General features: G+C 42.6%; 15 protein-coding genes. 5 read left to right on the forward strand and 10 right to left on the reverse strand.

Features of this window, described 5'->3' with window-relative positions; translation table 11 throughout:
• Window positions 1-242 (forward strand): hypothetical protein (locus tag H5202_RS02740; RefSeq protein WP_182770691.1); only part of this gene is annotated, 242 nt, incomplete at its 5' end.
• 67 nt (window positions 243-309) lie between these two features.
• Here the strand turns inward: H5202_RS02740 and H5202_RS02745 are convergent.
• Window positions 310-549 (reverse strand): YdcH family protein, encoded by a 240-nt coding sequence (locus H5202_RS02745; RefSeq protein WP_182770692.1) that lies wholly within the window; start codon window positions 547-549, stop codon window positions 310-312.
• A gap of 181 nt (window positions 550-730) precedes the next feature.
• Here H5202_RS02745 and H5202_RS02750 point away from each other — a divergent pair, with 181 nt between their 5' ends.
• Complete coding sequence (locus H5202_RS02750) at window positions 731-2,602, forward strand: DUF885 domain-containing protein (protein ID WP_182770693.1); 1,872 nt, start codon at window positions 731-733, stop codon at window positions 2,600-2,602.
• Window positions 2,603-2,744: 142 nt separating this feature from the next.
• On the opposite strand, the gene H5202_RS02755 is transcribed toward H5202_RS02750, so the two are convergent.
• The gene (locus H5202_RS02755; protein ID WP_182770694.1) at window positions 2,745-3,950 is read right to left on the reverse strand and encodes an alpha/beta hydrolase-fold protein; all 1,206 of its coding nucleotides are present in this window, start codon (window positions 3,948-3,950) and stop codon (window positions 2,745-2,747) included.
• A 212-nt stretch (window positions 3,951-4,162) separates the two neighbouring features.
• Between H5202_RS02755 and mtnC the strand changes: the two genes are divergently transcribed.
• Window positions 4,163-4,843, forward strand: coding sequence for an acireductone synthase (mtnC, locus tag H5202_RS02760; protein ID WP_182770695.1), 681 nt, complete (start codon window positions 4,163-4,165; stop codon window positions 4,841-4,843).
• 64 nt (window positions 4,844-4,907) lie between these two features.
• Here mtnC and H5202_RS02765 read toward each other — a convergent pair whose 3' ends face one another.
• Entirely contained in the window at window positions 4,908-5,933 is a 1,026-nt protein-coding gene (locus tag H5202_RS02765) for a hypothetical protein (RefSeq protein ID WP_182770696.1), read from the reverse strand.
• A gap of 137 nt (window positions 5,934-6,070) precedes the next feature.
• On the opposite strand from H5202_RS02765, the gene H5202_RS02770 reads away from it, so the two are divergent.
• Window positions 6,071-6,493 carry an acyl-CoA thioesterase gene (locus tag H5202_RS02770; RefSeq protein ID WP_182770697.1) on the forward strand — a complete coding sequence of 141 codons (423 nt, stop codon included), beginning with the start codon at window positions 6,071-6,073 and terminating at the stop codon, window positions 6,491-6,493.
• 66 nt (window positions 6,494-6,559) lie between these two features.
• Window positions 6,560-6,817: a GNAT family N-acetyltransferase gene (locus H5202_RS02775; RefSeq protein ID WP_182770698.1), complete on the forward strand. Its 258-nt coding sequence runs from the start codon at window positions 6,560-6,562 to the stop codon at window positions 6,815-6,817.
• A gap of 20 nt (window positions 6,818-6,837) precedes the next feature.
• Here the strand turns inward: H5202_RS02775 and H5202_RS02780 are convergent, their stop codons facing one another.
• The 7 genes from H5202_RS02780 to H5202_RS02810 all read right to left on the reverse strand — a co-directional run bounded on the left by H5202_RS02780 (window position 6,838) and on the right by H5202_RS02810 (window position 13,608).
• Window positions 6,838-7,224, reverse strand: coding sequence for an acyl-CoA thioesterase (locus H5202_RS02780; protein WP_220493745.1), 387 nt, complete (start codon window positions 7,222-7,224; stop codon window positions 6,838-6,840).
• Window positions 7,225-7,532: 308 nt separating this feature from the next.
• Window positions 7,533-8,039 (reverse strand): hypothetical protein, encoded by a 507-nt coding sequence (locus tag H5202_RS02785; RefSeq protein ID WP_182770699.1) that lies wholly within the window; start codon window positions 8,037-8,039, stop codon window positions 7,533-7,535.
• Window positions 8,039-8,980: a hypothetical protein gene (locus tag H5202_RS02790; RefSeq protein ID WP_182770700.1), complete on the reverse strand. Its 942-nt coding sequence runs from the start codon at window positions 8,978-8,980 to the stop codon at window positions 8,039-8,041. Before H5202_RS02790 ends, H5202_RS02785 begins: the two co-directional genes overlap by 1 nt.
• Window positions 8,981-9,106: 126 nt before the next feature.
• On the reverse strand, window positions 9,107-10,900 hold the full coding sequence (locus H5202_RS02795; RefSeq protein ID WP_182770701.1) for an AMP-dependent synthetase/ligase: 1,794 nt from the start codon (window positions 10,898-10,900) through the stop codon (window positions 9,107-9,109).
• Window positions 10,901-11,026: 126 nt separating this feature from the next.
• The gene (locus tag H5202_RS02800) at window positions 11,027-12,319 is read right to left on the reverse strand and encodes an ABC transporter permease (protein ID WP_182770702.1); all 1,293 of its coding nucleotides are present in this window, start codon (window positions 12,317-12,319) and stop codon (window positions 11,027-11,029) included.
• Window positions 12,316-13,185 carry an ABC transporter ATP-binding protein gene (locus H5202_RS02805; protein ID WP_182770703.1) on the reverse strand — a complete coding sequence of 290 codons (870 nt, stop codon included), beginning with the start codon at window positions 13,183-13,185 and terminating at the stop codon, window positions 12,316-12,318. The genes H5202_RS02800 and H5202_RS02805 overlap by 4 nt, the downstream gene beginning before the upstream one ends.
• 45 nt (window positions 13,186-13,230) lie before the next feature.
• Window positions 13,231-13,608, reverse strand: coding sequence for a GntR family transcriptional regulator (locus tag H5202_RS02810; protein ID WP_011639383.1), 378 nt, complete (start codon window positions 13,606-13,608; stop codon window positions 13,231-13,233).
• Window positions 13,609-13,652: the final 44 nt, after the last annotated feature.

A 13,652-nucleotide genomic window follows, 5' to 3' on the forward strand; every position in this document is an offset into this window, starting at 1 on the left:
AGCTAATTGCATTAGGGCTGCGGGTATATAAAACACCCGGTTCACAAGCCGGATATATGAAGGCAATGAATTTGTTTATCAACGCTTCGAAATCACTTGCAAAACGGGTGGGTCCATATATGACGGTAGAATTGGCCCGTGCAGGGTGGAACCTTGCGATCTTAATTCAAACGAAGTTTGAAAAAGCTGATGTGGCCGCAGGCCATAAATCAAAGATAATAAAAACAAACAAGAGTTACTGAGATAGCAGCAAAAATTGACCACGTCACCACCTAGATGATCACATGGCCAAAAAGCTGAATAAGCGAATTAAGCTTGGGTAAACAACTTATACAACTTATCTTTTAACACCAACCGGTCAAGCTTTGCTTGCTCAATAAACTCATCACTTGTCGGAGTATTGCGTAACTCCAGCTTACGAATGTCAGTATCTAATTTATGATACCGTTTCGCATCTTCAGCAAACTCAGTATCGTTGGCGGTTAACAATGAAATCTTGTCTTGATACTCAGGGAAATCAACTAATAACGCATGGCTTTCACCTAACATACTTCTCTCCTTTTCATGTCAATGTCTAATAATGTTAGACCATATTTACACCTTATCGTCAAACTTACCCTCTTACTTTCAAATACCCAGCACATAAAAACTGCAACAGCTTAACCTCCATAACTGTTAGGATATGCTTATATTCGAACTTGAATACCGCTATTAACTTAATGAGTAATCAATGAAAAAACTTCTCAATGGCTTAATCATTAGCCTGCTCGTCACTGCATGTTCAGATCCAGCAACACCTAAAAATAGTTCAAACTCTGCCACCGCAACAACAGACAAAACAGCCACTAAGCTCAGTCTTAAGCAGCAAGTAGAATCGATCACTAAAGATTACTTCGTACTCAGACCTGAAATAGCCACTTACTACGGCGTGAGTGATGCAAGCATCAATGCCAAAGTGATGTCTAAACTCACCGACTACAGCCCGGCTGGGGAAACCCATCGTCGTAAAGGGCTTAAGGCAATACTGAGTCAACTGAACGATATTGATACCTCAAGCCTTAGCGATTCAGAAAAAATAAGCTTGAACGCCATAACATCGGAAGTAAAAGGCGCATTGCTGCCGGCTCAAACCGTTAATTATGGCACGGTATTAGGCGAGTATGGCGTGTGGTTTTTACCCTATGCCGTTAACCACTTATCGGGGTTACAAATTGAATTCCCCGGTTACATGGAAGACAAGTTTGCCGTAACCAATACCGCCGAAGCCGAAGCTTATTTAACTCGCTTAAGCATGTACCCTGCCGCTATGGGCACATTGGTCGATAAACTTAATCACGATGTAGATATGGGCGTCATTCCACCAGACTTTGTCATTGATAACACCCTTCGCGGGTTACAAGCTCAAATCAGTGGCCCAGCAAACAGCCATCCTTTAGTGACCAGCTTTAACACTAAACTTAATGCAACCAAAGTAGAAAATAGCGATACTTTGGTAAAGTCTGCGGCCGAGTTAGTTAACACTAAATACTATGCCGCCACCCGCCAACTGATTGCCGCGTTAGCAGCCGTGCGCCCAAAAGCAACTCATGAAGCTGGCATTGGTCGTTTACCTCAAGGGGCGAAGTTATATCAAACGCTTATCCAGCATTTAGGCAATTCGACCAAAACTGCTGATGAAATTCATCAACTCGGTTTGGCTGAAGTCACCAGGATTACTGCTGAGATGGACGGGCTACTCAAAGAAGTCGGTTATGTTGATGGCACCGTCGGCGAGCGCATGCAGGTGTTACTCAACGACCCACAATATCTTTACCCTAATACCCCTGAAGGTAAGCAACAGCTAATGGCCGATATTGATGCCGACTTAGCCTTGGTTGATGCTAAATTACCAGACTGGTTTGGGCGTTTACCGAATCAAGATGTGGCCATTGAAGCAGTTCCAGACAGTCGCGCCGCTTCGACTAGTGGCGCATTTTATGATGCCCCCTCGCAAGATGGTTCGCGTAAAGGTACCTTCTGGATAAGCTTGTATGACACTGCATCACTGCCATCTTATTCATTACAAACCTTGACCTACCACGAGACTAATCCTGGTCATCATTTACAAACCATTATTGGCTTATCTGATGAATTGCCGCTGCTAAGTACAGTGTTTTACTCCAACGCGGCTGGCGAAGGTTGGGCTTTATATGCCGAGCGTTTAGCAGCCGAAATGGGCATTTATGCTAATGACCCTATCGACAACATTGGCCGTTTGCAGTCAGAGTTACATCGTGCAGTTCGCCTGGTGGTTGATACCGGCATGCACGCCAAAGGCTGGAGCCGTGAACAAGCCATTGATTACGCGGTGGCAACTGAAGGGATTCATTTGTCGGAAGCCACCGGCGAAATTGAGCGCTATACCGTTTGGCCGGGCCAAGCACTTGGCTATAAGTTGGGTGAGCTGAAAATTATTGAACTACGTGCCAAAGCCAAGCAAGTCTTAGGTGATAAGTTTGATATTAAAGTATTCCACGATCGCTTATTAGAAAATGGCGCATTGCCATTAGATTTAATGGAGCAAAAAATTAATCAGTGGTTAGCCAGCGAAACGGCTGCGTAATCAACTTCAATTTGGAATACTAAACCTCAGCTCAGAATAATATTGTTTGAGCAGGTTACACAATAAAGCCACAGGGCGAATACTCGTGCTGTGGCTTTATTGTCATTTATCGTTTTGCAGCTTGGTTTAACTTAGATCAGTTTTATTTAGCTTGGTTTTGAAACGCGGCTAATTGCTTAGTGTATTTGTTTTGATAAAACGGATGGTCGGTACTTGCTAACGCTTGTTGTTCCGCTTCGATAGCCTGAGTCATTTTACCTGTCGCGGCATAAACACTGGCTAACTCATGGTAAGCCGAATGTGCTTTAGGGTAGGCTTTCAGCGTATCTCGGTAAACCCCAATCGCTTGCTGTGGTGCTGCTTTAACTAAGCTATTACCTAAAGCTAACAGCGAATCAATCGCTGGCACATCAAAGCCATAAACCTCATCAGACAGTCGCTTATAATAGGCTAGAATCGCTTTAGATCCCTGTTGTGATACCTCTGAATCCGCCGCTAGAACAGTGTGAACATCGTTAAATATCTTCTCGATACCTAATGCCGTCGCCAAAATAGGCTGAGTCATATAATAGCTGCCGTCAAAACGCTTTATTTGATAGTTCAATTTAGCATTGGCATTGGTTTGAATAATATCTTCAAGCCTAGCAAACGAATCCAGCTGCCTTTGTTCAAAGTCGCTATCACTGGTACTCACAAATAGAAATCTTGGTTTGCCGTCCATTTTTTTGAGATTTTTAGGCGCATCATTTAGCACATAAGCAAAGTCTGTTGATAATACTGGGCTGGCAGCAATATAAGCATTAAATAAACTAGGACGATTAATTAAGCTGTATAGCACTAAACCTGCATTGCCAGTAAAGCCGTTAAAAATACGAAAGCCATTGGTGCGATAGCGTTTATCAATTGCAGGCAGTAAATCTTGCTCAAAAAAGTCCAGTAGTGCTTGGTCGCCTTGCTGCTCTATCGCACGCTGTTTTAACTTACCCAAGCCTTGATGGCCGTCGGGCGCGGTAACAATAATGGTTTCTAACCACGGCCAACCGCCGTTATGGCTCATCCAATCGTGCATACCGGCTAAATACAAATGGCTGCGCGGATGTAGGTCAAATAACACCACATAACGCTTATCCGTTTGCTTGGTATACCCGTTTGGTAAGGTCACCAAAAAATCGGCTGGCTCGCTAAATAAAGTGGACTTCACACTCAGGGTTTCGGTCGTTGGCGGTAACATTTCAGCAGCAAAAACCACACTAACGTGGAAAAAGCTCAGTAATAATACGAATATAGACAGACTTTTAGCCCATAAGCTCGGCCATTTGATATAACGTTTTTTCCCTATTGTAAGCATGGTACCTTCCTGGTGAAACGTGACAATTAAGTTAACCCGAAGCTACCAGACCACATCACACAAGGCAATTTAGTAATATCTAAACTTAGTTCACATCTTGCATTCAAAGTCATCTAACTAGGGTGCAATATCACGAATAGCACTAGCCTTAATCGCCAATAAAGCTTAGGATCATCACTACGTTAATTTATTGTTTTGGAGTAACAAATCTTATGAGTATTAGAGCTATTATCGTTGATACCGCCGGTACCACTACCGATCTTAACTTTATTCAGGATGTGTTATTTCCTTACTCAAGAAAAGCGATGGCTGAATTTCTTGAGCAAAACCAGCATAATGTTGTGGTTGATTATTGCATCAGCGATGTTAAAGATATTGCCTTAGAACCAGATGCGACACTCGAGCGAGTCACTGAGATTTTACAGCAATGGATAGACGAAGACCGTAAACTAACGCCACTTAAAACCCTACAAGGTCTAATCTGGAAACAAGGTTATAACCGCGTAGAGTTTACTGGCCATATTTACCCCGACTTTATTGATAACATTGAGCGCATTAAAGAAAAAGGCATTCGTATTTACAGCTTCTCTTCTGGTTCTGTCGAAGCGCAAAAGCTGTTATTTAGCCACACCGAAGCAGGTGATTTAACCGGTTCGTTCAATGGTCACTTTGATACCCGCACGGGCAATAAGTTAGACAAACAAGCCTACTGTAATATTTGTAACACCATTAGCTTGAAGCCAAAGCAGATTTTATTTGTATCAGATGTCGCAGAAGAGCTCAAAGCTGCTGAAGCCGCAGGCATGACAACTTGCCAAATGATCCGCTTCGCCGACCAACGCCAAGCCACGTGCAAAAAAATAAGCAGCTTTAGTGAGTTAGTGTTCGATTAACATTGACTTATCAGACATAAAAAACGACCTCCTAGGTCGTTTTTTTATGTCTGCAAACTGCCTATTAACTTGGGAATGCGGGTGAAATACATTTTTTTACTTCAAAATGATAGCCATATTCCGCATTGATATCGGGGGTTATCTCAAGGATCTCATAGTCATTAAGCTCGACTACATGCGACAACGGTAGTTTTTTACAACGGGATTTGGCATTCGCCTCCAACTGAAATGCAAATAAGGCAATCGCTTTACGCACACTGGTAAAATACTGGCTACGCAAATGGTTGTAAGGCTGCTTGGCGATTTCATCAATGGCGTCCAGTTCTTGCTCGCGTTCAACTTGTTTCGCTGTTTTTGGTTCAGGTTTTGGTGGTTCCTTCTTAGCGGCGCCGACTTTGACAATAACCGACAGACCATCATCAGCAAGTATTTCCTCTTCGGTTTCCACTTCAACTAATTGCACTACTTGCGGATCATCCAAGGCTTTTTCAACCTGACCATAAAGGTCCATCAGCATTGCAAGGTGATACAACACCACTGCAGCAAGAATCACTCGCACCCAAAAGGTTGTACGATGAAAATGCACATGATTAATCAAGCGAAAATTAGTCACACCAAAAGGACGAAGCACAAAAGACACGGCAAACATCAGTGGAAAAATAAGCTGTAGTAATAACAGCACAATACAGCTCATCACCACACTCCATGCTGGAATGTAGAGCAAAATAGCAAAGTTATGGGTGTAATTAAAACTACTGGCAGCTACGCCAACCACATCGTTAACCACTGAGCTTGAGCTAGCCAGGGCAAAATTGGCCACTATCGCATAAAACAGTAACAACACCGCTTTGCCAGCCAAGCTGTGCCACATACGTTCAAACAAGTGCCAGAACTCAATCGACATTGCCATTACACTGAGAATCGCCACCCACGCTACAGAATCGGTGACAAACAGTAAGATTATCGCCACCAGATACAATTTTTGCGGCAAACTCAGTTTGGTTTGTAATTCGGTAAATCGGCTACAAAACACTGTCCAACATGACGATATCCATAAATTCGATGTTGTTAAAAAAGTCACTTTTCGCAAGGTAAAATCCTTCTAAGTTGACTGGATATGCTCACTGTAATAGCCAATGTCCCTTGTTGTTCATCGACCGGACTGTTAAATTAACCGTTAAAATTTAAACAAGCGTTTAATTTATTAATTCATAACAGAGAACCGCCATGAATGACTTTTTAGCTCAACATTCTATCAGCACAGACATTCAAGTAGCATGGGGTGAAATGGATGCACTACAACATGTTAATAATTCGGTGTATTTTAAGTATTTTGAAACCGCTCGTCTCGATTTCTTTAACCAAATTAACCTACTCGGCGATCTAAAAACAACGGGTGTCGGCCCAGTGCTAAGTGAAACAAATGCCCGCTTTAAGCGCCCAGTAACCTTTCCGGACTCTATTGTTGTAGGGGTAAAGATCAGCGATATCAATGAAGACCGCTTTGTGATGCATTACACCGTGTTCAGTAAAGCACAGCAAGCAGTGACGACTATCGGCTGGGCAAAAGTGGTGATGTTTAACTTTAAAACAGGCAAAAAAGCTAAACTCACGCCAGAATTACTCAGCGCCTTATTGGAACATGAGTAACAACATCAGCCATAACATCAATAGCCACATCAACAAGCGGCATTACAAGTAATAGGACAACACACTATGAGCAATCAAAACGCAGTAACAGTGCAACACCAAGCTAGCCAACATCGTTTTGTGGTTATCACTCAAGGTGTTGAGGCGGTACTTGAATATCACTTAGATGGTCAAAATATTGATTTTAGTCGCACCTTTGTACCACCCGCTTTACGCGGCCAAGGAATTGCCGAAAAATTGGTTCGTACTGGACTGGCTTGGGCTAAAGCAGAAAAACTTAACATCAACGCCAGTTGCAATTACGTAGCCAAGTTTTTACGTTAATCGCTTCTTTTGTGTTAGTCCTAAGCTACACCAGTTAATGCAGCCAATTGCTGACGTACAAACTCAGCAAGTGGCTCGCTTTTTTCAGTTTGGTAATTGTAATGCACCATAGTGGTGGTCGCTTCAGCGGTTTTTTTACCGTGCTGCCAACAGCTTTGTAATATATCAAAGCTGCTATTGCCTAAACGACTAATGTGCGTTTTAACGATAACTTCTTCGCCATAATACGTTGGTGCAGTAAAGGCGATAGTAAAACCAGCAATGATCATGTTCCACTTGGTTAAATCTTGCCCTGGATTTACGATTTCAAAAATCGGCTCACGAGCCGCTTCAAACCACACTGGGATAACCGTGTTATTAATGTGTCCTAACGCATCGGTTTCACAAAAGCGCGGTTTGAGGGTCATGCTAAATTGAGTATCTGTCACAAAGAATCCTTTATTATTATTTTGAGTTCATTGACGTTTTGCTCGATGAACAAATGTCATTAACCCATTCTAACGACACATCTCACTCGAGGTCATTAAAAAAGTCTGTATTGCGAAGGAATTATGGGGGGTATGTTAGAGGAGCAAACAGTAACCATCTAAAAAAATTAAATAAAATTATTTTTTCGGTTGGGTAATGTACCCATCTATAATGGCCAAAATCAACTAAACAGGCACAAATGTCATCAAATCTCGGCTTAAAATATTGTCACTCTGAAGCCAAACAACTAGAACTTATTTCCATGTTTAGCTTTGTCTGCAGCAACTTCAGCCGCTATTTCAGCACGAACTTCCTTGATGTCTTCTAAGGCATCAAACTGATACTCAACAAAAATTTGATAGTATTTACTCTGTAACAAGTAAAGTGACATGAACAAAAAAACGACGGCTAACAGATATGCATAAATAAATGTTACCTTTTCTACGATTAAAAACACTGTTGGCAAAAATATAATAAATAAAATACAGAAATACCATTGTAAGACTTTTACGGCGAAAAAAGATCCTCTCACAATTGCAAAGTTCACACCGCTGAAAATAATGGTAGTAGTGAATAAATACATCAACACATGCTCTATTTTCATCTCGAAATAAAAATCAAAAATGAGCAGATTTAACAGTGCGATGGAAAGTATCATGGATAGTGTCGCAGCTAAAAAAGCCGCTATGGACTTCATAGGTGGAAATAATCCGACAATATCGTCATCACTTTTCTTTTTAGTTTGTCTTTTCATCAATCAGCTAGCTCTTCATATATCCCAATAGCCATTGTTCCAATTGTTCCATTGAATAGGCTACCAGAAATGCTCATTGAAGCTCCAACGGCATCCATTAAATGTAAACGAAATGCATGGGTAATTTGTTTACCTGTATATTTTTTTATGTTGCCTTTTCGAGCCATAGATTTTATTAATTTACCTGAAGCACCAGGTAAATTAAGGCGGGTAATTTCACGATTTAATCTCTTTTTTTCAGCACGGGATAACCCTTTTAAGATTTCATAGGTATTCTTACTTGTACCCAACTGCATCATTTTTATTGCTTTTATTGTACTTAAAGCAGCAGCCCCAGCACCTGCAAGTGATACTAAATCCACAGCTGAAGTGGCATTTTGATACCATTCTTGTGAGTCTAAATTATCATTTTTTTCAGGATTTTCATACGCATTATATGATCGCATCGCACCATTAATACATTGAACAAGACCAGCAGTTGCGCCTGCTCCAGCTAAATACGTTATCGCACTACTTGTCCCACCGGTTAATGGAATAGCAGCCATACTACCAATTACAACCATCCACCCAAGCGCAGCAGTCCCACAACTCCAAGCAGCATTTCCCAATTCACCAACTAATTTAGATTCACGGATATTACCTTGGCTACCTTTTAAATGGGAGGCAAACTCGGCCTGACTCATTAATTGAGGAGGCTCCCTTAGAACGATTTTAATCGGATTTAGCTGGCAAACAGGTTCGAATTTTCTTAATTCAATAATGTTGTATTTGCTATCAATATAAACGATTCCTGCGCCCGCAAGACCCGGTATAGCGTCAATTTTTTTGAACAGCGTTTTTGTATCGATATTCGCCAACACTTTTTGGCTAAATTGATTGTCATAAAACGACTGAGTGCTAGATCTAAAAACAGGCTTTCCATTTACCGTGATAATTTCCATAGTTCCCTCTATGTTGCCTAATTTTAAAATAGAGTATTATACCGCTACTGAAAATACAGGCAATTATCACTAAGTATTACTAAAAAGGACGCTAATGCGTCCTTTGGTATAAAAAATGATGGTTAATTACTTGCCATACATGGCATTAATTTCACTGTGATATTTGCTGTAAATCATCTTGCGGCGTAGCTTTAATGTCGGCGTGATAAGTCCAGATTCCATCGAAAATGCTTCATGTAATAAGGTGAATTTTTTGATTTTTTCAAACCCAGCTAGCTCATGTTGCAACTCAATTAATCGCTGCTCGAAATGAGCCACCACTTGTGAGTGACGTAACAACTCAATTGGGTTTTCAACATGAATACCTTGCGCTTTAGCCCAAGTATTTAATGCTTCAAATGCTGGCACAATTAGGGCTGATACATAATTGCGTGCATCGGCAACAATGGCGACTTGTTCGATAAATGGGCAACAAGCTACCTTACCTTCAACCCGCTGTGGTGCAATGTATTTACCGTTTGAAGTTTTCATTAACTCTTTAATGCGATCGGTAATATACAAGTTACCTTGCTCATCGATACGCCCTGCATCACCGGTTTTTAACCAACCGTCTTCAAAGGCGTCGGCGGTATCTTGGGGACGATTGTAATAACCGCGCATCACAGTGTCGCCACGCACTAAGATTTCATCGTCTTTGCCAAGCTTGATTTGCATAGCCTCTAGTGGCTTACCATTTGAACCTGGTACACGATTATCTAAAGTATTACAGGTTACCGTAGCGCAGGTTTCTGTCATGCCATAACCACACAATACCGGTACACCTATACTGTGAAAAAAGCTGGCAACATTAATATCGAGCGCTGCACCGCCCACGGGCATAAACTTTAACCGGCCACCCAACACTTGCTGTAACTTGCTGTAAACCAGCTTGTTAGCCAGCTTCCACTGTGCACTTAACCACAAACTTCCTGAAGCACGGCCCTGGCTAACTTCAAATTGGCGTTTACCTACTCGCATCGCCCAAGCAAATAATGTTTGTCTCGCTTTAGGCGCTTGGCCGACTTTATCGTGCACTGCGCTGTAAATTTTTTCTAAAAATCGCGGCACGGCACACAAGGTATGTGGTTTAACCGCAATAAGGGCTTCTTTAATTCGATTAGTGTCGTTTAAATACACATTGTGGCCGCCGCGACATAATACATACATGCTCCAACCACGCTCGAATACATGGCTAAGCGGTAAAAAGGCCAGCGACACATCACCCGCAGTAAATGGCAACTCACTGTCATGCTGTTTAATCATCGAGGCAAAATTACGGTAGTCGAGCATCACACCTTTAGGATTGCCGGTGGTGCCAGAGGTATAAATAAGCGTGAATAAGTCGTCTAGGTTGCTATTGGCGAGTCTAGTATTAAGCTCATTGGTAATCAGCGGATTAAATTGCGCCGCTAATACCTGATCAAAATACACATGATTATCGGCATTAAGGGTAACGTTAGCATCAAAGACTACAATGTGTTGCACGCACTCAGCTTGGGCTGCCACTGTGCAAGCCATGTCGTATTGCTGTTGGTTACCAGCAAAAATTAATTTAGCTTGAGAGTCGTTAACAATGAATACCGCTTGCTCTATGGTGCTGGTTGGATATACCGGTACCACAACATTACGAGCCTTAAGGGCGCCAATATCTGCACAGGTCCACTGTGGACAGTTTTGCGCTAAAATCACCACTTTGTCTTGCACTTGTAAGCCAAACTCAATTAACAACTGTGCGACTGAGTCTGTAACCGTATCAAATGCGCCCCACGTTACGGTATGCCAAGGTGCAGGCATATCAAAGCCTTCAAGGGCAATGTTATCGCCTAATGACTGACCTTGCTGTTGCAGGAGTCGAACTACGTGGTATTGATCTAATGACATATGATAGTGGCCTTTTAGCTTACAAGTGTTCCGCTTTTTACATTCTACCTGAAGTCGCTAAAAACCATAAGAGCTTTTGCTCTATTTTTGAGCTTACGGTCACGTTTGTCAGTTATGCTCGATGATTTACGGGGCCAAAACGCCATGTTGCCACAAACGTTTTTTACCCCACACTAATGCGCCAACACCAACAATAATTAGCGGCACATCAATAAGCAACCATACCCATAAGCTGTCACCGTCTCGCACTGCTGCAAAGCTCAACGACACCAATATCGAATGGAGTAACACTATTAGCATTGCGGCTGTGGCTTGCAGGCTATTACGGCTTGCCGAACCCATTCCCAGCATAATCGCACAGCCCCAAAAAGTGCTTAGGCCTAAATGCAGTACAAATAACCCGCCATATTGCGGGTCAATCAAGCTATTGGTAAAACCTAGCACGCTGACCATAGCCACTAACACAGCGATGAAACGATACTGGCTGCGGTAAAATGCATCGCGCAATCCACTCAAGCCGCTATAACAAGGCAATAAAAACAGCGTTTCTGCCGCGCGCCAACGCTGAATTCGGCTCCAATGAACAATGGCACAACTGATCACGGTAAATTGCACCAATAAAAATAATGCTGGTACATCAATATCAAATAGCCACGACAGCAGTATTAAACCAAGGGTGATCAACGGTAAACAAAGCAGCATCATAGTTAACACTGGGCCGATAAAAAAGTTCATCGGATGAAACAACCGCTCAACACGAGTAATCCAGGTAAATCCTTTTATGCTCGGCAGCCACATCCAGCCCATTTGCACGGCGTTGAGGTACACCACACGCGCCTCGTTATTCCAGCTAAGTTGGCGACATAAATGGATCACCCAAGACAATAGCCCAGCAATCAGTATTAGCATCATCCACGTCGGTATCGTGAGTGTGAATTTATCTGAAAATGGCACTGTTATGAATAATAAAAACGATAAATGAAAACTGTTACTGCGCCATAAACAGGCCCATACAAACAGCAAACTGACCACAATGGCTAGCAGTAGTCTGGGGATGACATCGTAAGCAGTAAAACCAATACAGGCAAATAGTTGTATCAATAACATACCCACTGCGATGGACGCCGCCTGTATGAATACGTGCTTTTGATAGCCAGGTATTAGACCGGTCACCTCGGTTGCTGCTAAGCGATTAAACTGCCAAGCAATTGCCGCCCCCGTAGACAGTGTTGCCATGGAAAAAACGAGGCTAACAACCTCAGTTTTACCCGTGATAAAACACAAAAAACCCAACATTAGGCCTAATCCTGCGGCACCAATAAAACCGACACTGCCTAAGTCATATAACCACAACCGCAGCATGCCACGGTAAGGTTTACGCCATGCTGAAAGTTGACTGTTTTGCAGCGACTGATTCATCGATGCAGCTCCATAAATAACTGTTCTAGGTTGAGTGATTTTTCACTCTGCACACCCGCAATATTCGATGGGTTACCTTGCGTATCCACCAGCACACTTTGTCCGGTTTGGCTCAATATTTTATAATGTGACGGTAACTGAGCGTTGTCGGCTAAGTTGAGTAATTTAACCTCTTCACGCAAAGCGTCGATTTCTTTAAACAGTATCAGCTGGCCTTTTTTAATTAAGGCAACATGACTGGCAACACGTTCTAAATCTGAGGTGATATGCGATGAAAATAACACTGCAGAACCTGAATCGAGCGCGAGATCGAACAAGTCGCTCATAAACTGACGCCTGGCAATAGGATCCAAGCTGGCAACGGGTTCGTCGAGTAATAATAAAGTTGGCCGATACGCCATAGCCATTATCAATGCTAATGATTGACGCTGGCCCACTGATAATTTTTGCACCGCTTGCGTAACATCTAAATCAAAACGTTTAAGCCAATCTTGCTCGAGTGTCATATCCCAGTTTGGATAGAAGCTACGGTGCAACTCCAATGCTTTATCAATGGTAAAGCCTTCATAACCAAAAGGCTGCTGGGGTACGTAACCAATACGTTCTTTTGCTTGAATAGATAAAGCGCTAGGCGGTTCGCCAAGGGTTGAAATATCACCTTGTTCGATGCCCACAATGCCTAATGCACAACGCATTAACGTCGATTTACCCGCACCATTTTGGCCTAATAACCCGACCACCATACCTGGATAGAGTGTCATCGATAGATCGACCAACACAGCATGACCTGCTGCAGACTTGTGTTTTGCAGCAAAGGTTTTGCTCACATGATTAAAGCGTAAAACGGGCTGCTGTTCGGATTCCATTTTCGACTTCCTAGATGATGTCCTTAAAAATTAGCTCAACTGTGGCTATTCTTTATTCCAAAATTGTTCCAACAATACTTGTAACTGGTCATAATCGACCCCTAACTGCCGTGCTTGCTCAACTAATGCCGTTAATTGTGGTGCCAACAAACTGCTACCAGAGTCATTATTGGCCGCGGTTCTGGCAGCCACGCGTGACGGCTGACCACGACGGCGCTCAACCCAACCTTGGTCGACAAGTTGCTGCATAGCACGTGATACCGTCATCGGGTTTACCGCTAAATGCTCGGCAAGTTGGCGCACCGAAGGCAGAACATCTTCGGGGTGCAATTGCCCGCCGACAATTAAGCGCACGATTTGATCGTGCAACTGTCGATAGATGGGTTCACCACTGCTGGGGTTGACATTTATTAATTCTAACATTAGCCTTTAACAACTGTATTAATACATTGATACACTCATACACT

Source organism: Shewanella sp. SG41-4 (assembly GCF_014164505.1).
Taxonomy (GTDB): Bacteria; Pseudomonadota; Gammaproteobacteria; order Enterobacterales; family Shewanellaceae; genus Shewanella.

Coding starts and splice junctions, on each gene's coding strand:
- H5202_RS02745 (WP_182770692.1), bottom strand. CDS start 549: ATGTTAGGTGAAAGCCATGCGTTATTAGTTGATTTCCCTGAGTATCAA.
- H5202_RS02750 (WP_182770693.1), top strand. CDS start 731: ATGAAAAAACTTCTCAATGGCTTAATCATTAGCCTGCTCGTCACTGCA.
- H5202_RS02755 (WP_182770694.1), bottom strand. CDS start 3,950: ATGCTTACAATAGGGAAAAAACGTTATATCAAATGGCCGAGCTTATGG.
- mtnC (WP_182770695.1), top strand. CDS start 4,163: ATGAGTATTAGAGCTATTATCGTTGATACCGCCGGTACCACTACCGAT.
- H5202_RS02770 (WP_182770697.1), top strand. CDS start 6,071: ATGAATGACTTTTTAGCTCAACATTCTATCAGCACAGACATTCAAGTA.
- H5202_RS02775 (WP_182770698.1), top strand. CDS start 6,560: ATGAGCAATCAAAACGCAGTAACAGTGCAACACCAAGCTAGCCAACAT.
- H5202_RS02780 (WP_220493745.1), bottom strand. CDS start 7,224: ATGACCCTCAAACCGCGCTTTTGTGAAACCGATGCGTTAGGACACATT.
- H5202_RS02785 (WP_182770699.1), bottom strand. CDS start 8,039: ATGAAAAGACAAACTAAAAAGAAAAGTGATGACGATATTGTCGGATTA.
- H5202_RS02790 (WP_182770700.1), bottom strand. CDS start 8,980: ATGGAAATTATCACGGTAAATGGAAAGCCTGTTTTTAGATCTAGCACT.
- H5202_RS02795 (WP_182770701.1), bottom strand. CDS start 10,900: ATGTCATTAGATCAATACCACGTAGTTCGACTCCTGCAACAGCAAGGT.
- H5202_RS02800 (WP_182770702.1), bottom strand. CDS start 12,319: ATGAATCAGTCGCTGCAAAACAGTCAACTTTCAGCATGGCGTAAACCT.
- H5202_RS02805 (WP_182770703.1), bottom strand. CDS start 13,185: ATGGAATCCGAACAGCAGCCCGTTTTACGCTTTAATCATGTGAGCAAA.
- H5202_RS02810 (WP_011639383.1), bottom strand. CDS start 13,608: ATGTTAGAATTAATAAATGTCAACCCCAGCAGTGGTGAACCCATCTAT.